This is a genomic window from Desulfobacter sp., assembly GCA_028768525.1.
Classification (GTDB): domain Bacteria; phylum Desulfobacterota; class Desulfobacteria; order Desulfobacterales; family Desulfobacteraceae; genus Desulfobacter.
This window is the reverse complement of record CP054837.1, coordinates 3,504,056-3,522,338: the sequence shown is the minus strand read 5'-3', so window position 1 is coordinate 3,522,338 and position 18,283 is coordinate 3,504,056. Positions and strand designations below refer to the sequence as shown.

General features: G+C 59.3%; 17 protein-coding genes and 1 tRNA gene. 10 read left to right on the top strand and 8 right to left on the bottom strand.

Features of this window, described 5'->3' with window-relative positions:
* Positions 1–14: 14 nt before the first annotated feature.
* The 6 genes from HUN04_15650 (at position 15) to HUN04_15625 (ending at position 7,233) form a co-directional block, all read left to right on the top strand.
* Positions 15–1,202: a CoA transferase gene (locus tag HUN04_15650; protein WDP91051.1), complete on the top strand. Its 1,188-nt coding sequence runs from the start codon at positions 15–17 to the stop codon at positions 1,200–1,202.
* Between the two features lie 109 nt (positions 1,203–1,311).
* Complete coding sequence (locus HUN04_15645) at positions 1,312–3,342, top strand: urocanate hydratase (GenBank protein WDP91050.1); 2,031 nt, start codon at positions 1,312–1,314, stop codon at positions 3,340–3,342.
* Between the two features lie 102 nt (positions 3,343–3,444).
* On the top strand, positions 3,445–5,061 hold the full coding sequence (ftcD, locus tag HUN04_15640; GenBank protein ID WDP91049.1) for a glutamate formimidoyltransferase: 1,617 nt from the start codon (positions 3,445–3,447) through the stop codon (positions 5,059–5,061).
* 27 nt (positions 5,062–5,088) lie between these two features.
* Complete coding sequence (locus HUN04_15635) at positions 5,089–5,877, top strand: electron transfer flavoprotein subunit beta/FixA family protein (GenBank protein WDP91048.1); 789 nt, start codon at positions 5,089–5,091, stop codon at positions 5,875–5,877.
* Between the two features lie 2 nt (positions 5,878–5,879).
* The gene (locus HUN04_15630; protein ID WDP91047.1) at positions 5,880–6,854 is read left to right on the top strand and encodes an electron transfer flavoprotein subunit alpha/FixB family protein; all 975 of its coding nucleotides are present in this window, start codon (positions 5,880–5,882) and stop codon (positions 6,852–6,854) included.
* Between the two features lie 142 nt (positions 6,855–6,996).
* Positions 6,997–7,233 (top strand): hypothetical protein, encoded by a 237-nt coding sequence (locus tag HUN04_15625; protein ID WDP91046.1) that lies wholly within the window; start codon positions 6,997–6,999, stop codon positions 7,231–7,233.
* Between the two features lie 13 nt (positions 7,234–7,246).
* On the opposite strand, the gene HUN04_15620 is transcribed toward HUN04_15625, so the two are convergent.
* The gene (locus HUN04_15620) at positions 7,247–8,842 is read right to left on the bottom strand and encodes a sigma 54-interacting transcriptional regulator (GenBank protein WDP91045.1); all 1,596 of its coding nucleotides are present in this window, start codon (positions 8,840–8,842) and stop codon (positions 7,247–7,249) included.
* A 257-nt stretch (positions 8,843–9,099) separates the two neighbouring features.
* On the opposite strand from HUN04_15620, the gene HUN04_15615 reads away from it, so the two are divergent.
* Positions 9,100–9,172, top strand: a tRNA-Asn gene (locus tag HUN04_15615).
* Positions 9,173–9,175: 3 nt separating this feature from the next.
* On the opposite strand, the gene HUN04_15610 is transcribed toward HUN04_15615, so the two are convergent.
* The gene (locus tag HUN04_15610) at positions 9,176–9,346 is read right to left on the bottom strand and encodes a hypothetical protein (GenBank protein WDP91044.1); all 171 of its coding nucleotides are present in this window, start codon (positions 9,344–9,346) and stop codon (positions 9,176–9,178) included.
* Positions 9,347–9,474: 128 nt separating this feature from the next.
* Between HUN04_15610 and HUN04_15605 the strand changes: the two genes are divergently transcribed.
* Genes HUN04_15605 through HUN04_15595 form a run of 3 tightly spaced genes read left to right on the top strand, consistent with a single transcriptional unit; the run spans position 9,475 to position 12,838 of the window.
* Positions 9,475–10,575, top strand: a complete 1,101-nt coding sequence (locus HUN04_15605; protein ID WDP91043.1) for a slipin family protein — start codon at positions 9,475–9,477, stop codon at positions 10,573–10,575.
* Positions 10,576–10,593: 18 nt separating this feature from the next.
* Positions 10,594–11,604, top strand: a complete 1,011-nt coding sequence (locus HUN04_15600; GenBank protein WDP91042.1) for an RNA 3'-terminal phosphate cyclase — start codon at positions 10,594–10,596, stop codon at positions 11,602–11,604.
* A gap of 16 nt (positions 11,605–11,620) precedes the next feature.
* Positions 11,621–12,838: an RtcB family protein gene (locus HUN04_15595; protein WDP91041.1), complete on the top strand. Its 1,218-nt coding sequence runs from the start codon at positions 11,621–11,623 to the stop codon at positions 12,836–12,838.
* Between the two features lie 7 nt (positions 12,839–12,845).
* Here HUN04_15595 and HUN04_15590 read toward each other — a convergent pair whose 3' ends face one another.
* Genes HUN04_15590 through HUN04_15565 form a run of 6 tightly spaced genes read right to left on the bottom strand, consistent with a single transcriptional unit; the run spans position 12,846 to position 18,263 of the window.
* Positions 12,846–14,192, bottom strand: a complete 1,347-nt coding sequence (locus HUN04_15590; protein WDP91040.1) for a tetratricopeptide repeat protein — start codon at positions 14,190–14,192, stop codon at positions 12,846–12,848.
* Between the two features lie 11 nt (positions 14,193–14,203).
* A complete protein-coding gene (locus HUN04_15585; GenBank protein WDP91039.1) occupies positions 14,204–14,926 on the bottom strand; it encodes an energy transducer TonB in 723 nt (240 codons plus the stop codon).
* Between the two features lies 1 nt (position 14,927).
* Positions 14,928–15,347 carry a biopolymer transporter ExbD gene (locus HUN04_15580; GenBank protein ID WDP91038.1) on the bottom strand — a complete coding sequence of 140 codons (420 nt, stop codon included), beginning with the start codon at positions 15,345–15,347 and terminating at the stop codon, positions 14,928–14,930.
* Positions 15,341–15,985, bottom strand: coding sequence for a MotA/TolQ/ExbB proton channel family protein (locus HUN04_15575; GenBank protein WDP91037.1), 645 nt, complete (start codon positions 15,983–15,985; stop codon positions 15,341–15,343). Before HUN04_15575 ends, HUN04_15580 begins: the two co-directional genes overlap by 7 nt.
* On the bottom strand, positions 15,986–17,458 hold the full coding sequence (locus tag HUN04_15570; protein WDP91036.1) for a DUF3450 family protein: 1,473 nt from the start codon (positions 17,456–17,458) through the stop codon (positions 15,986–15,988).
* Positions 17,451–18,263, bottom strand: coding sequence for a DUF3450 domain-containing protein (locus HUN04_15565; GenBank protein ID WDP91035.1), 813 nt, complete (start codon positions 18,261–18,263; stop codon positions 17,451–17,453). The genes HUN04_15570 and HUN04_15565 overlap by 8 nt, the downstream gene beginning before the upstream one ends.
* Positions 18,264–18,283: the final 20 nt, after the last annotated feature.

Genomic DNA, 18,283 nt, shown 5'->3' with positions numbered 1-18,283 from the left:
TAGGAGGAGTGATTATGAGTGCATTAAAAGGTATCAAAATCCTGGATCTGACCCGGGTGCTGAGCGGCCCGTTCTGCACGGCCATGCTGGCGGATATGGGGGCAGAGGTCATCAAGGTGGAACATCCCATGGGCGGAGACGGGGCACGGGAACCCTCGGCGGCCGTCAACGGGGAGAGCCTCTACTTCATGTCCCTGAACCGGGGTAAAAAAAGCATCACCCTGAACCTCAAGGAAAAACAGGGCATCAAGGTGCTCAAATCCCTGATCAAAAAATCAGACGTTATCGTGGAAAATTTCCGCCCCGGTGTCATGGAAAAACTGGGCCTGTCATACCCTGAGGTTTGCGAGATCAATTCCCAGATCATCTACGCCTCCATTTCCGGGTTCGGCCAGGACAGCCCCATGAAGCATCTCCCCGCATTCGACCTGGTGGCCCAGGCCATGGGGGGCATCATGAGCGTCAACGGCCAGAAAGGGGCCCCACCCACCCGGGTGGGGGTCTCTCTGGGGGACACCTCCACGGCCCTGTACACGGCTTTTGCCATTGTCACCGCCCTGTTCAACAGGGAAAAAACCGGAAAGGGGCAGTCCATTGACGTCTCCATGGTGGATTCCATCTTCTCCCTGCTGGAGATGTCCCTGTTTTCCTATCTGGGGGATGACAGAAAAATACTGGGCCGCATGGGCTCCCGCCACCCCACCAGCTACCCCTATGACGTATTCGAGGCAAAAGACGGGTATTTCACCATTGCCACCTATGACAATACGGGATTCGCAAGGCTCTGCGAGGCCATGGGCAAGCCCGACCTCATGGAAGACCAGCGCTTTTTGACCGACACCATCAGGGGGAAAAACGATACGGCCCTCAAGGAAATTATCCATTCCTGGTCCACAAAGCTGGCCGTTGAAGAGGTGGTAACTGTTCTTGAACAGGCAAGGGTGCCCGCATCTCCCATCTACAATATCCAGCAGATTGCGGAAAGCGACCACATCAAAGCCAGGGAAATGCTGGTCCATGTGGATCACCCCGTGGCAGGCCCCACAAGACTGCCCGCCATGCCTGTTAAATTCTCCCAGACCAGGGCGACCATCCAGGGCCCTTCGCCCCTGCTGGGAGAGCATACCAGAGAGGTGTTGAAAACCGAGCTTGGATTTGACGATCCGTCCATCAACGAACTGGCAGCCAACAAGATCATCTAACGGCCATGGGCCGACCTGGTCTTTCATCCAGGTTTGCCCACAACGAATTATGAAAGAACTAAGGTGTTTACTCAGTTATTTTATATAAAAATAAGGAGAAATGAACCCCATGAAAAATATCGATGTTTCCAATGCAATGACCATCCGTTTCCAGGACATTTTTACCGAACTTCCCCAGATGCCCGAATTTGAGCCCGGTATCCGCAGGGCCCCCAAACGCCCCCTGCACCTGACCAAGGACGAAATCGCCCTTGCCCTTAAAAATGCCCTAAGGTATCTGCCCGAAGAATGGCATGAAAAAATGGCCCCGGAATTTCTGGACGAACTCATGACCTTCGGCCGGATCTACGGGTATAGGTTCAGGCCCGCAGGCCGGATCAAAGGCCTGCCCATTGATGAGTACAAGGGCTGCTGCACCGAGGGAAAAGCCTTCCAGGTCATGATCGACAATAACCTGGACTTTGACATCGCCCTCTATCCCTATGAACTGGTCACCTACGGGGAAACCGGACAGGTCTGCCAGAACTGGATGCAATACCATGTCATCAGACGGTACCTGGAAAACCTGACCGAAGACCAGACCCTGGTGGTGGAATCCGGCCATCCCCTGGGCCTGTTCAAGTCCTCCCCCGCCTCACCCAGGACCATCATCACCAACGCCATGATGGTGGGGCTGTTCAATGACCAGGAAAACTGGGAACGGGCCATCTCCCTCGGTGTGGCCAACTACGGACAGATGACCGCCGGCGGCTGGATGTACATCGGCCCCCAGGGCATTGTCCACGGCACCTACGGCACCCTTCTCAACGCGGCGCGGCTGGAACTGGGAGTGCCCGAGGACGGGGACCTGACCGGAAAACTCTTTGTGACCTCAGGACTGGGCGGCATGAGCGGCGCCCAGGGCAAAGCCATAGAGATCGCCAATGGGGTGGGCATTATCGCCGAAGTAGATGAGTCCAGGATCAAGACCCGGTTTGACCAGGGCTGGGTGAGCAAAGTGGCCACCACCCCGGCCGAAAGTTTCCAACTGGCAAAGGCGGCGGCTGAGGCCAAAGAGGCCCTGGCCATCGCCTTCCACGGCAATGTGGTAGACCTGCTGAAATATGCCGTGGACCATAACATCCACATTGAGCTGCTCTCGGACCAGACCTCCTGCCACGTGGCCCACGGCGGCGGATACTGCCCCCAGGGACTGACCTTTGAACAGCGGACCGGGATGCTCAGCGACGACCCGGAAGGATTCGCCAAAAAGGTGGATGAATCCCTGGTCCGCCATTACCAATTGATCAAGACCCTGGTGGACCGCGGCACCTATTTCTTTGACTACGGCAACGCCTTTATGCGCGCCGTCTTCGATGCCGGGATCACCGAAATCTGCAAAAACGGCAAAAACACCATGGACGGCTTCATCTTCCCCTCCTATGTGGAAGACATCATGGGACCGTTGATGTTCGACTACGGCTACGGCCCCTTCAGATGGGTCTGCCTCTCCGGCCGCCAGGAAGACCTGCTCAAAACCGACCAGGCCGCCATGGCATGCATCGATCCCGACCGCAGGTTCCAGGACCGGGACAATTATATCTGGATCCGTGATGCCCACAAGAACCGGCTGGTTGTCGGCACCCAGGCCAGAATCCTCTACCAGGACGCCATGGGGCGGGTGAACATTGCCCTGAAATTTAACGACATGGTCAGGAAAGGCGAGATCGGCCCCGTGATGCTGGGACGGGACCACCACGACACCGGCGGCACCGATTCCCCCTTCAGGGAAACCGCCAATATCAAGGACGGCTCCAACATCATGGCCGACATGGCGGTCCAGTGCTTTGCCGGCAACTGTGCCCGGGGCATGAGCCTTGTGGCCCTTCATAACGGCGGCGGGGTCGGCATCGGCAAGGCCGTCAACGGCGGCTTCGGCCTGGTCCTTGACGGCAGTGCCAGGATCGATGCCATCATCAAGCGGGCCATGCTCTGGGATGTGATGGGCGGGGTGGCCCGGCGCTCCTGGGCCAGAAATGAGAACTCCATGGAGACCTGCGTGGCCTTTAACGAGATGTTCCAGGGAGAGGCCCATGTGACCATTCCTTACGTTGCCGATGACCAACTGGTCTCCACCCTTGTTAACGAAAGGATCAAATAGGAGGGGGACGGCCCAATCCGGCGTCTGAAAGACAGCCCCCTTTGGTTCCGGCCTCCAACCGGGCCAAGGGGGCGCAACAGCCAGGAACAGGAAATTTAAAACATGAAAAAAATTATCGAATGTGTCCCTAATTTCAGCGAAGGCCGTGACAGGGCGGTGATTGAAGCCATTGCCGAGGCCATCCGCAACACCGAAGGGGTCACCCTTCTTGACGTGGATCCCGGAAAATCCACCCACCGGACCGTCTACACCTTTGTCGGGGATGAGAAAACCGTCATCGAGGGGGCCCTGGCCGCCGCCCGGGTGGCCAGGGAAAAAATCGACATGCGGCACCACAAAGGGGAGCATCCCCGATTCGGCGCCATGGATGTCTGCCCCTTCATCCCGGTGGCCAATGTGACCATGGAAGAGTGCGCCGACATTTCCAAAACATTTGCCCGGCGGGCAGCCCAGGAGCTCAATGTCCCCTTTTATCTCTATGAAGAGGCCTCTGACAGAGCCTATCGAAAAAAACTGCCCGATGTCAGGAAAGGGGAATACGAGGCCCTGGAAGAGCGGCTGAAGGATCCTGAATGGGCCCCTGATTTCGGCCCCTGTGAATTTGTTCCGTCCTGGGGGGCCACGGCCACCGGCGCCCGGATGTTTCTCATTGCTTACAACGTCAACATCCTGGGCACCGCCAACCAGGCCCACAGGATCGCCCTGGACCTGAGGGAAGCCGGCCGGGGAGAAAACCAGCCGGGCCGGCTCAAGGATGTCAAAGGCATGGGCTGGTTTGTGGACGAATACAGCATGGCCCAGGTGACCGTGAATTTGAACAATTATAATGTCACCCCCATCCACCGGCTCTTTGAAGAGGTGAAAAAAGAGGCGGAGGCGCTGAACATTGCCGTTGCCGGATCTGAAATCGTGGGCATTGTCCCCCTGGCCTCCCTGATGATGGCGGCGGACTACTATATTGAAAAGGAAGGGCTGTTCATTTACCGGGAGGAACAGAAAATCCGGCTGGCCGTTGAGCGGCTGGGCCTCAATTCCGTGGCCCCCTTCAATCCCAACGAAAAAATCATCGAATACATCGTGGCCGAGCCCCCAGACGAACCGCTGGCCGCCATGAGCGTCAGGGGATTCATCCAAGAAATTGCGGCCCGGACATCGGCCCCCGGGGGCGGATCGGCTTCGGCGGCCATGGCGGCCATGGGCACCGGCCTTGCCGCCATGGTGGCCAAACTGACCCAGGGGGTCCGGAAGTTCGAGGACAGGGAACCCCAAATGCAGGAAGCGATTCCGGTCCTCCACGATCTCACCCGTTCCCTGATCCCCATGATCGACAAAGACACCTCGGCCTTTAACGACTATATGGAAGGCCTGCGCATGCCAAAAAACACGGAGGCGGAAAAGGCCCAACGCAGGGCCAGGATGCAGGCCGGGCTGAAGACCGCCATCCAGGTGCCCCTGAACACCATGCGCCTGGGGGACCAGGCCTGGGACGCGCTGATCATCACCGCCCAACACGGGAACCCGGCCTCCAAGTCCGATGTCCAGGTCGGCGCAAAGGCGCTGGAAGCGGGCATCTGGGGCGCCTTCCAAAACGTGTTAATCAACATGGCCGATATTGAGGACGAAAGGTTCAAATCCGAGACCCTGGCCCGGGCAGGGGCCATGGAAACAAGGGCCCGGGAAAAATGCGCCCAGGTCCTGGCCATTCTGGATAAAATTTAAAGATTATTAAAATGAACGGAGAAAACAATGGAAATTTTGGTCTGTATCAAGCGGGTCCCGGATGCGGCCGAGAATGAGTTTGAACTCAATCCGGCGGGAAACGATATCAACCGTGAAGACCTGGTCTATTCGGTGAACGAATGGGATAATTATGCCGTCGAAGAAGCCATTCAGATGGTTGATGATTTGGGCGGCAGGGTAACGGTGGTCACCGTGGGCGATGATGACGACGAGGAAATCCTGCGCCGGGAAATGGCCATGGGCGCCGACAACGGCGTGCTGCTGGCCGATGATGCATTTAAAGGATCCGACGGGCAGGGCCTGGCCGCCATCCTGAAAGCGGAAATCGGGCAGGGCGATTACGACCTCATCCTCACCGGCGCCCAGGCCGATGAAGGTGCCGGCCAGGTTGGCGGCATGCTGGCAGCCATGCTGGATCTGCCCTATGCCTCTCTGGTCAACAAAATTGAGATCCTTGATGGCAAAACCATCAGGGTCGGCCGGGAGATTGAAGGCGGCAGCCAGGAAATCAACGAAATCCAGCTCCCCTGCGTGCTGTCCATCCAGACCGGGATCAATGACCCCCGTTATGTGGGCATCCGGGGTATCCGCAAGGTGGCCAAGGTGGATATTCCCAAAAAATCGGCTGCTGACCTGGGCCTTGATCCGGCGGGCATGGGAGAGGCCGGCGCGAAAACCAGACGGGTGGATTATTTTGTGCCCGATGCCGGGGGCGGCGCTGAAATGCTGGAAGGATCCACCGAAGAGATTGTCGAAACGCTGATTGAAAAGCTCAAAGCCAATGGAGGGCTATGATCATGACACAAATCTTTGCATATATTCCATTTAAAAACGGCAGTGCAGACGACATCGCACTGGAGTATCCGTCCGCGGCAGAAAAAATTGATGCCGGCGCCGGCGTAACCGCCGTGGTTACAGGCGCCGGCCCGGACCTTGACGGGGTGGCCAATGAATTGACCCAGGTCTATTCCCAGGTACTCAAAATAGACCATGGGGCGCTTTCCTATCCCAATGCGGAGATTGTACGGAAAGCACTGCTCAAGGTGCTTCCGGCCGATGCCATTATTCTCTTTCCCCATGACACCTTTGGCATGGACCTGGCCCCCGGGCTTTCCGTTAAGATGGATGCGGCCTATGCCGCTGATATCGTGGATGTTGAAGGAATTGAGGGAACAACATTAAAAACCGTTCGGCAGGAACTTGGCGGGGCCGTTTCAACCCATGCCGCCGTTGATCTCTCCGCCGGCGCCGTCATGACGGTCAGGCCGGGCGCCTTTGCACCTGTGGACGCCGCCACGGCCCAAGGCTGTGTGATGGATAAATCGGCCGAGGTTGGGGATCTCACCGCCCCCAGAAAATTTATTGAAGTCGTTGAAGCAGAAACCGGTGACGTGGATATCACCAAATCCGATATCCTGGTTTCCGTGGGCCGGGGCATTGAAGATGAAGAGAATATTGAAATGGCCGAGGAACTGGCCGCTGCCATGGGCGGGGTGGTTTCCTGCTCCCGTCCCATTGTTGATGCCAAGTGGATGGAAAAATCCCGCCAGGTGGGCACCTCCGGCCAAACCGTAAAGCCCAAGGTCTATATGGCCATGGGCATTTCCGGTTCCTTCCAGCACATGGGCGGCGTCAAAGGCAACCCCTTTATCGTTGCCGTCAACAAAAACCCAAAGGCACCGATATTCCAGGTCGCGGAGGTCGGGATCCTAGAGGACATCCTTGAATTCATGCCCGAGCTGTCTGAAAAAATTGAAGAGATGTCAGGATAAGGACACCTCCCCCCCGGAAAGGGCGGGTTGAGCTGAACAATAATGGCACCCTCCCCGAAAATTTGAACTTTTAAAAATCAGCCCTATTTTTTTAAAAAGAATGATTTGATTGGAGGATTCCGCTTATTTGGGGAGGTATGCCATGGGGAAAAAACGCCGTGCCTGTAAAAGCTGTGGAAAAGAAGTGGATGGTCTAGGCCATCTGTGCAGCCCGTCCGAGATCACCGAAGCCTTTGTCTGCCAGGATTGCGGGGCATCCTCCACCGATGCCCGGCATATCTGCAAACCCAAGCTTCAAAAACTGAAATACGCCTGCAGAAAATGCGGCCGGCTGTCGGTGAAATCCAAGCGGTTGTGCAAACCCAGTGAAATTGAATAATCCCGGCGCCGGGTCAGCAGATCTCATCCCATTTGATATGGTATTTGGCCAGATACTTCCTGAGCCGGTCCGAATCATTGGGACGGGTCTTCCGCTGGCGGGAAGCGGCAAAGAGCCGCCGCCCGGCCTGGGCAATGGTTTTGGCCTCCCGGCAGACCTGGAGGACATCCGCCAGCTGGACCCGCTCGAACCGGTCCAGTTCTCCGGCCTTTTCCCGACCCAAAATATCCACTAAAATGTCCTGTCCCCGTGGACCGGAAGCATCTATGGTCCATCTCTCCCCGAGCCTGGCGATCTCTTCCGCCACCACGGGTTTTGTAATCCGTCCCCCCGGGGCCAGGGTGGCCATCCGGGTCACCGCCCCGTTAAGGTCCCTGAAGTTTGCCCGCCACACCCCATGGGAGGAGACGGCAAAGTCCAGAAATGAGCTGCGGGCCTCCTTGTTGAAGGTCACCCTCCGGTTGGTCTTTTCGGCAAACCGGTCAAGCTCGTAATTGAGGTTGGGCGCGATATCCTCCGGGCGGTGGCGCAGGCCGGGCATTTCAAAGGTCCATAAATTGATCCGGGCCAGCAGGTCCTCCCGGAACCGGCCCTGCCCCACATCCTCAAGCAGGTTCCTGTTGGTGCCGCAGATGAGCTGGAAATCGCTGCCGGTTTCATTGTCCGCCCCCACAGGGAGGAAGCGTTTTTCCTCCACCGCCCGCAACAGCATGGACTGCTCGTCAAGGCCCAGTTCCCCGACCTCGTCCAGAAAAAGCAGGCCCTTGTCCGCCGTTTTCAACAGCCCCTGCCGGTCGGCGGCGGCCCCGGTAAATGCCCCTTTTTTGTGGCCGAACAGGGCGGACATGGCCCCGTCCCCCCTCAGGGTGGCACAGTTCACCTCCACAAAGGCACCGCTGATCTGCCGCCGGGATTTCTTCAATTCATAAATCCTGCGGGCCAGCCGGGATTTGCCCGCCCCGGTGGGGCCGGTGATGAGCACCGGGTCCACGGACCGGACCGCCACCCGTTCAATCTGGCCGATCATGGCGTTGAACGCCGGATTCCGGGTTTCTATTCCGGATTTTAGAAAAGAAATATCATCCCGGAGTTCCTGCCTGAACCGCATGGCAATCCGGTCATACCGGGAAAGGTCCAGGTCGATGATCCGGTATTCCCCCACCGGATCCGCCGTTCTTTTTTTCGACGGCGGCCCGGCCTGGATCAGCCGTCCGGGCAGATAATTGGACTCGTTTAAAAGATAGAGGCAGATCTGGGCCACGTGGGTGCCGGTGGTGATATGGATGAGGTAATCCTCATTTTCAGTGTCAAAGGGATAGGCCTTTGCAAAATCGTGGAGACCCCCGTAGACCTCCTCAAAATCCCAGGGGTCTTCAAAATCGATCTCGCGGGCCACCACCTCGGTTTCAGGAGAGACCAGGGAGATGTCCGCCTTCACCCGCTCCATGAGGCTGAAATACTGCCTCTGGTAGAGCAGGTCAAACCGGTGGATGAGCAGTTCCTCATGCTGGCAGAGGGCCACACTGGGCCGCCAATGCTCCCACCTGGATGCCTTTTTGCCCCGGTCCAGGGTGGATCCTAAAAGCCCGATCACAATTGTTTTTTTCATAGAATCATATCTATATCCGTAGATTTTTTTATATAAAATTATATATACGCAAATCTTCAGAAAGTCAAAGCATCGCCTCTCCCATAAAAAAATCCCTTTTATTTTTATGCACTTAATCTTTTTTCCGGATTTTATTCAGGTCCCGGCACACCCGTTGCTATTTAAGGAGACTGAAGCCGGTACGGCCCGGCCAGCGGCGCAGGCTCCTCTGGAGACCCTGTGTACCGGACATGGCATCTGACCTGCGGCCGGCATCGGTATGGATAGCTCAATGGGTAGAGCATCGTGCCGTTAACACGATTGTTGCAGGTTCGATTCCTGCTCCATCTTTTTTTACCTGAAGGGTGCAAGGGGGCCGCAGCAGACGCAAAGGCCCGTTTCTCCGGGACGGCGGGTAGGTGAATACCGCGGCACCGGAACAGACAGCACATCCCCCATGCCATGCAGCAGGCGGATACCGTTCACGGCAGCACCGGGGCACCCGCCCCTGGTTCCGGCCGGCATCAGCGCCGGCCGGACCTCCGGCGGGCAAACCGGAGACGCCGCGAACTCAAGCACGGCTCCGCATGGATTGTGCGGCCGGACCGTCCGGCGTTCCCCTTGTACCCGGCAACGCCCATTAAGGAGGCAGTATGATCAAAACCATATACATCCGGTCCTGGGAAAAAGGGCTTTACTTTAAAAACGGTGAATTCAAAGGCCTTCTGGGCCGGGGCCGCCACTGGATTATAGATCCCCTGGGGCGGACCAGGGTTGAAGCCCTGTCCATGCGCCGCCCCTGGCTGGAGCATGACCAGCTGGACCTCATCGTCAAATCCGGGGCCCTGGGCAGCCATGCACGGGTATTGGACCTCAAGGACAGCCAGCGGGCATTGGTATGGATAGAGGGGCGGTTTGACCGCATCCTCGGACCCGGCCGCCATGCCCTCTGGCAGGGGTTCAAATCCGCTGAAATTGAAATCCTGGACACCCGGGAGGTCCGGTTCACCCATGGGGCCGCCCACAGGATTTCCGAGTGGGAAGGGGTTGGCCGGTTCCTGCACATTGTGGACGTGGCCGACGGATGGACCTGCGTTTACACCCGGAACGGGAAATATGTTGAGTCCCTGTCCCCCGGGCGCCACCTCTTCTGGAAGGGCGCGGCGCAACTCAGGTTCTACCCCGTGGATATGAGGGAGCGGATCATGGATATCTCCGGCCAGGAAATCATGACGGCAGACAAGGTATCCCTCCGTATCAATGCCCTGGCCGGCTTTTGCATCATTGACGCCTGGAAGTCGGTCGCTTCATCGGAAGATACGGTACAGGCGCTTTACCGGGAGGCCCAGCTGGCCCTTCGTACCGCAATATCCGCCCGGAATCTGGACGGGGTGCTCAATGAAAAGGCGCAGCTTGCCGGGGGCCTGATATCGGCCCTGGAAAAAAAGGCGCCGGCATTGGGCGTCCGGATCAACCGCTTCGGCATCCGGGACATCATCCTGCCCGGAGATATGAAGGAATTAATGAATAAGGTCATTGAAGCCGAAAAAGCCGCCGACGCCAATCTGATCATGCGCCGGGAGGAGACCGCGGCCATGAGAAGCCAGGCCAATACCGCCCGGCTCCTGGACAACAACCCCACCCTCATGCGGTTGAAAGAACTTGATATTCTGGAAAAGATCGTATCAAATTCAAAAATGAACCTGGTGCTGGGAGAAAAAGGGCTGGGGGACCGGATTATCAATTTATTGTAAAACCAGAGGAATATACCCATGAAGACCATCGACGGCACCCACGGAGAAGGGGGCGGACAGATATTGAGGACCTCGCTGGCCCTGTCCCTGGTGACAGGGCAGCCATTCACAATCAAAAACATCCGGGCCAGACGGAGCAAGCCCGGCCTGATGCGCCAGCACCTGACCTGCGTCAACGCAGCGGCCCGGATCGGGACCGCCCGGGTGGGAGGGGCCCAAATCGGTTCCCGGGAACTCACCTTTTATCCCGGGCCCGTCCGGGCCGGGGACTATTCTTTTGCCATCGGCACGGCCGGCAGCTGCACCCTGGTGCTCCAGACCGTGCTGCCGGCCCTGATGACGGCGGACGCCCCCTCACGGGTCATTCTGGAGGGGGGCACCCACAACCCCTTTGCCCCGCCCTTTGACTTCCTCGACCGGGCCTTTCTGGGGCTCATCAACCGGATGGGGCCAAGTGTAAAGGCCCGCCTGGAGCGGCCCGGATTCTATCCGGCAGGGGGCGGCCAAATGGCCGTGGAGATCACCCCGGCCCCCCTGGAACGCATTGAGATTCCGGAGCGGGGAACCATCCTGGCCCAACGGGCCGTGGCTGCCGTGGCCGACCTTCCCCCCTCCATCGGGGAGCGGGAAATCAAGGTGGTGCAAAAACGGCTGGGCTGGGAGGATACCCTCGTGGACAGCATCCAGGGCTCCCAGGGCCCGGGCAATATCCTCACCCTCACCGTTGAAAGCGAGCATATCACCGAGGTCTTCACCGGCTTCGGCATGAAAGGGGTGAGTGCTGAAAAGGTGGCCAAACAATGCACGGGCCAGGCCAGGGCCTATCTTTCGGCCGGGGTGCCCGTGGGGCGGTTCCTGGCCGACCAGCTGCTCCTTCCCATGGCCCTGGCCGGCGGGGGCGGCTTTGCCACCCTGCCCCTGAGCCGCCACACCACCACCAACATCGATATTATCAGAACCTTCATGGATATAGAGATCCTGGCCCGGGAGACCGGGGAAGGCCGGTGGGAAATCAAATTACAAAAATAAAAAGGAAATACAAATAATGGAATGGATAAAAAAAGAAGAGAATTACAAGGTACCGGTCAAATCCTGGTGCGCCGAGGTTGAGGACCTGGCCATGAGCCAGGCCGCCGACCTGGCCATCCACCCCGTGGTCTGGCACCATGTGGCCCTGATGCCCGACTGCCACCCCGGCTACGGCATGCCCATCGGCGGGGTGATCGCAGCGGACAACGCCGTCATCCCCAATGCCGTGGGGGTGGATATCGGCTGCGGCATGGGGGCGGTGCGGACCAGCATACCGGTGGCGCAAACCTGCAGGGAAACCCTGCGCCGGGTGACCATTGAAGTCAAAAAGGCCGTGCCCTGCGGAGAGGGAAAGGCCCACCGGGACAAGCAAAGCTGGGAAAACCTGGAGGAGATGGATAATTTTTCAGACCGGGGCTGGTTCTCGGCCCATGTGAAAAAGCTGGCCCTCCGGAACCTGGGCACCCTGGGCGGGGGCAACCACTTCATCGAGGTCCAGGCCGGGGACGATGACAGGGTCTGGCTGATGATCCATTCCGGATCCCGCCACCTGGGCAATGTCATCGCCCGGTTTTACAACGGGGTGGCCGTGGACCTCAATGAACAATGGCATGCCCGGACACCGGGAAAGGACCTGGCCTTTCTCCCTGCGGACAGCCCCCAGGGCCTGGATTATATCCGGGACATGAATTTCGCCCTCTCCTATGCCATGGAAAACCGGCGGCGGATCATGGCCCGGTTCATGGAGGCCCTTGCCTCAGTCTTTCCGGACGCTGAATTCGAGGCCCCGGTGAACATCCACCATAATTATGCGGCCCTGGAAACCCATTTCGATAAAGCGGTCTGGGTCCACCGCAAGGGGGCCACCTCGGCCAAGCCCGGGGAAAAGGGGATTATTCCCGGCTCCATGGGCACCCCCTCCTACCTGGTGGAGGGGCTGGGCCACCCCGATTCCTTCATGTCCTGCTCCCACGGGGCCGGCCGGACCATGGGGCGGATGGCGGCCAGCCGGACCCTGACCCCCGAGGCCTGCGACAAAGCCATGGAGGGAATTGTCTACGACCGGTGGAATAAAATGAGAAAGAACAAATTCCGCCGGGGAAAGTCAACGGGCCTCTATGACCTGGGTGAGGCCCCCCAGGCCTACAAGGACATTGACGGGGTGATCCATGCACAACTGGACCTGATCACCCCCCTGAACAAGCTGCGCCCCCTGGCCGTGGTCAAGGGGTAGGCGGCATTCAGCTTCCGGCCGCCCCTGCCGGAACCACCTCAAGCATTTCCGCCGCCCGGATCCTCCGGATCTGTGCCAGGGCAGTGCGGGCGGCCTTTTTCTGCCTGGAGGAGGCCGCCGCCAGCTTAAACAGCTGTTCGGCCTTGTCCAGCCGGTTCATATTCCAGGCGGCATACCCGGCCATTAGCCTTGCCCTGCCCGCCTCGGCCTTGAACTCCGCCAGCCGTTCGTAGGCACAGCAGGCGGAATCGTATTGCTTTTCCCGGAAGAGGATATCGGCCTTGAGCCGCAGCAGGCCCCTGTGGGATGCCATGGCAAGCCCCTTGTCGGCCCAGGACAGGGCCGATGCATTGTCACCGCCCCGCATATAGGCATTGGCCATCCTGAAAATTTTCTCTGCAATTTTTTGGGGGTCACCGCCCCCGGCCCTCTGCCCGTCCACCCATTCCCCATAGCACCGGGCCGCCTCCAGGGGGATGTTGCAGGCCGAATAGAGGTCGGCCAAAAGACTGGTCCCCGAGGGGGAAAGGGGGGTGATAAAACCGTAAACCATCAAACTTCTCAACCCCTTTTCCAGCCTGTTTTTATCCAGATGGATATGGGTGAGGGATTTCCACCATTTGGGTTCTGTCGGATCGGTGCGGGTCAGAAAAAGGGCGTAATCCAGGGCGGCCTTGTCCATTTTCAGGGTGAGGTATTGGTAGAGCAGCACCTCCTGCCACTGCTTTTTCTTCCTTCCCTTTGATTTTTCAGCCAGTTCCCGCAGCCAGGGCAGGGCCTCCTTATTTCTCTCCAGGGCGAAGAGGGTGTTGACCAGGATCTCCTTCCACTCCAGCTTCACCGCGGGCCCGTGATCTTTTATCAGCCGGGAAAAGGTCTCCAGGGCCTGGTGATGCTGCTTGGCAAAAAACCGGCAGGCCGCCCCGTAATAGAGAGTCACCGCCCTCTTCTCCTCTGCGGTCTCATATCCTTTGATAAAGGCATCCCCGGCCCGGGCCATCTTTCCCATGCTGTACCGGCACTGGGCCAGGTTGAGCCAGGCATGGGAGAGGTCCGGGGCCTTGGCCAGGGCCCGCTCATAGGCCATGGCCGCCCGGGTGAGTGCGGTCTTGTCCGAGGTTTCCATCATCATCAGGCTGTTGCCCAGGAGGAAATCAATATAATAGTGGGTTTCCTGTTTTTTCTTGTTCCGGAAGGCCTCAAGTACCTTTACGGCCTCGCCGGGGTTGCCCTTCTGGATGAGCAGGTTGGCCTTATTCACGCAGAGGCCGGCGGCCAGGGGCAGGTCATCCGCGGGCGCTGCCCAGGCATTTCCCGCCAGAAAAAAAACAATGCATAAAAAAATCCGTTTCATGGCGCCTCCGCTCATTGATCCAATTGGAACCGGATGGTGGTCTGGGCCTGGGTGGCCACGGCCACCCCTTCCACGGTGCCCGGCTTGAACCGCCATTGGGAAATATGGTTGATCACGGTGTTTTCAAATACCCCCTGGGGCTGGGCCCCCAGGATCTTGATATCTTCCACCTGTCCGGCCCGGGTCACCACAAATCCCACCTTGACCCAGCCTTCGATGCCCAGCCGGCTTGCCCGGAGGGGAAAGGGGGGCTGGGTCATATTGACGGGCATCAGCGGCGAATCCAGGTCCCCCATCTGATAGAGCCCCTTGGGCGCCGCCGCCTTCATGGTGAAATGGGAGAGGGGGGGCATTTCCAGGCTGTCGGAAAACCGGGGCAGTTTGGGATTCAGCTCAAAGGGGAGCTTGGGGCGGATTGGAGCCGGCTGGGGCGCGGTCATCCTGGCCAGCTGTTTCACGGGTTTGGGCTTGTCTTCGGGCTTGGGCGGTTTGGTTTTCTCCCGCTTTTTGGGCGGAGTATCCGGCCGTTTCACCCGCACCACCTGGACCGTGCGGATATCCTCCAGGGCATCGGGGCGCTGGGGCACGGAATGGATGAGGCCGGGCATGATACCGAATAAAAAAAGGTTCAGACCCAGGGAGAGACCGATGGCAAAAAGCCAGCCCAGCAGGGCCAGCACCCGGCTTCGGGAAGATTCCGGCCCGGGCCCGTTATGGCAGGCGGCCCGGCCCATATCAATTCCCCCTGGGCAGGCTGGCCGCAATGGAGACATTTTCAGCCCCGGCCAGTTTACAGGCATCCATCACCTCGATCACCAGGCCGGTGAAGCTCTCCTTGTCCGCCACAATGACCACCGCCCCTTCGGGGTTTTCGGCCAGGGCCCGCTCCACATTGGCCCGCACCGCCCTGACATCGATCTCCCGCCGGTCCAGGTGAACCGTATTCTCGCGGGTGACCCCGATGAGGATGGTGGATTTGGTTTTGGCCACGGCCGTGGTGGCCGAGGGCCGGGAAATGTCCACCCCGGTCTCCTTGACAAAGGAGGTGGTCACCAAAAAAAAGATCAACAGGATGAATACCATGTCGATGAGGGGGGCGATATTCAGTTCCAGTGTTTTTTTATTGGCCCGTCTGGCCGCGGAAATATTCAGCATGGTGTACTGCCCTTCATTTGAATCGGGTCCCCGGGTTGGAGATACCGTTTAAGATACATGCCGGTGGCGGCGATGCGCTGCTTGAGGTTGGCGGCCCGGCGGTTGAGCCAGCCGCTCATATAGAGCCCCGGAATAGAGATCATCAGCCCGGTCTGGGTGGTCACCAGGGCCACGGAGATCCCCGAGGCCATGGCCCGGGCATTGCCCGTGCCGAAAATGGTGATCACGTCAAAGGTCTGCATCATGCCCACCACCGTCCCCAGCAGCCCCATGAGCGGCGCCACGGCCGAGAGCACGGATATGGCCGCCAGATGCCGGTCCAGGGAGGCATTCAGGGCCATCACCGCCTCGTCCAGGATATTATTGTCCAGTTCCGGGTCGTGGACCCGGCTGCGCCGGGCCAAGAAGGCCCGGACCAGGGCGGCGTTGGCCCCCTTCAGCCCCTTGTCCGGCCAGAGGTTGTCCCGGACCATTTTTCCGGCCTCGTCCCTGGGGATGTTCCTCACATGCAGCCGGCGCAGGAACATGACCCGGTTGAAAATCAGCACCCACATCACCAGGGAGACCCCCAGGATGGGAAACATGACAATGCCCCCGGACCGGACATAATCGGCCATATGGTAGAAAAAAACCTGCATTTATCCCTCTTGGGCCGCCCCTTCAGGGGGACGGCATTCATTCCTGGCCTTAAAGACCATGTTGACAAAGGATACCGCCTTTTCCTCCATCCGGCTGATATGGGTCTCCACCATCCGGCTCAGCAGGGTATGGCAGAGCATGATAGGGATGGCCACGGCCAGGCCCAGCATGGTGGTGACCAGGGCCTCGGAAATGCCTCCGGACATCATCCTGGGGTCGCCGGTGCCGTAATAGGTGATCACATGAAAGGTGTTGATCATCCCGGTCACCGTGCCCAGCAGCCCCATGAGGGGGGCGATGGCCGCCAGCATGCCCAGGGTGGACAAAAACCGCTCAATGGCCGGGATCTCCCCCAGGATGGCCTCCTGGAGGGCGTTTTCCATATCCGACCGGCTCCTATCCCTGAAGGGCAGCACCTTGAGCAGGACCTTGGGGATCAGGGCCCGTTTACGGCCCGCCATGAGGGTTTCGCAATCTGCCCAATTTTCAGCGTCAATGAGGCGCCGGACCTCGGCCATGAAGGGCTCCACCTTCAGCCGGCGGCGGAGGAAGAAGACCCACCGTTCCAGAAGGATGAGCAGGGCCAGGCCCAGGATGGCCAGGATGGGCCAGACAATGGGGCCGCCCTTGGGCACCTGCTCGGCCAGGTTCAGTTCATGGGTGAACCGCCGCAGGGCCCCGCCCCGGGACATATCCATGGGCACGGCATCGGCATCCCCGGCAAGATAGGCGTCCAGCTGGTCCTTAAGCTGAACCGAGGGGAGTTTGGACAGGGCGAAAAACCGCCGGCTCTGGTCGGAATAGATGAGGAATCCCGTCTCCGGGGAAGCGCCGGTTTCAGATTCCAGCACATAGATGCCGGTGAAATTGCCCAGGGTCAGGATCTTTGCTGTGCGGTCCCGGCCCTGGCGGTCGATGATGGGCCCCTGGCGGAATTCCACCCGGCCCGAGGCCTCAATCTCTTCCAATGCCGTATCGGCCATGCGGCGGAGGTCGTCCATGGACCAGAACCGTTCCTGGTTGATCAAGGGGCCGAGGAATTTTTCCCGGTCAGGGGTCAATGCACTCTGGAGACTCTGGTCCAGCAGGCTGTCCAGGTCCTTGGCATAGGCCCGGACAAAACCGGCCAGTTCCTTGTTCACCGCCCGGGACTCTTCCAGGGCCGCCCTGAGCTTGTCTCCCTCGGTTCCCAGGGCCAGGATATTTTTTTCCAGCCCCTGGTTTTCCTTTTTCAATTTTTTATTCCCGGCCGAAAGCCGGCTGATGGCCGCTTCAAGGGCCTGCCTGTCCCTGCGGATGGCCTGGGCGTTTTCCCTGGCCGCCGCTTTGGCCCGGGCCAGTTCATCCTCCGCCTGAACCGCCATGGCCTGGCGCTGTTTTTCCAAATCAATATGGGCCTGGCGGATGTCCTTGGCAGCCGCCGGGGTCCCGGCCAGGCAGGCCACCAGCAGGATGGCAAAAATTCTACTCATGGCTGCCCCCTTCCCCCCTGCCCAGCCGGCCCAGGGGCAGGGCAATCACTTCCATGGGGCGGTGTTTGGCCGCCATCTCCACGGCAGCGGCAACGGACGGGACATGGGCGCCGTCCAGAACAACCCATTTGTCCCGGGCCACATCAAAGACGGCGGCCGTGGCCCGGTCAAGGGTGAGGAAAAAGAGGGAGACCCGGCCCAGGCGGAAGATATCCCCAAGGACTTCGGCCCCGTCCACCATGATCTTCTCCTGGTAGACCTCCACGGTATTGCCGTATTCCGCCTCCACAAAGAGGGCCTCCATGGTCTTTCGATATTTTTCAGCCCCTGAAACCTCCGGATCCTCCAGAATGGCCTCCAGCCGGGAAAGCCGCTGGCGCCGCTCCTGGACCAGGAAGGGGGCGTCATGGGCCCGGATCTCATCGATCCGGCCGGTCACGCTTTTGAGGAAGGGCATCATTTCGTCCTGAATCCGCCGGGCCTCGGCCTGTTCCTCGGCCAGGGCCCGGTTTACCTTCTCCTGCCGGGCAGCTTCTTTGGCCAGCCGGGCCCGGACGGCTTCCAGCTGCTCCTTCTCCGCCTTGAGCCGTTCATAGGCCGCCACCAGCTTCTCCCGCGCCCCGTCCCATTTTTCCTGGGCATCCTGGGCGGACTGCCGGGTGTCAATGGCCTGCTGCACCGGTTTTTCTATATCCCTGGATACGGAGGTCTGCGACCATGCCGGTGCTGCAGCCAGTACCGCCGCCAGACCGGCACCCCACAGCCATCTGCCCGGCCGGCCTGCTCCCTGTTTTCTGATTCCCATCCTGAACTCGCCTTGTCTCT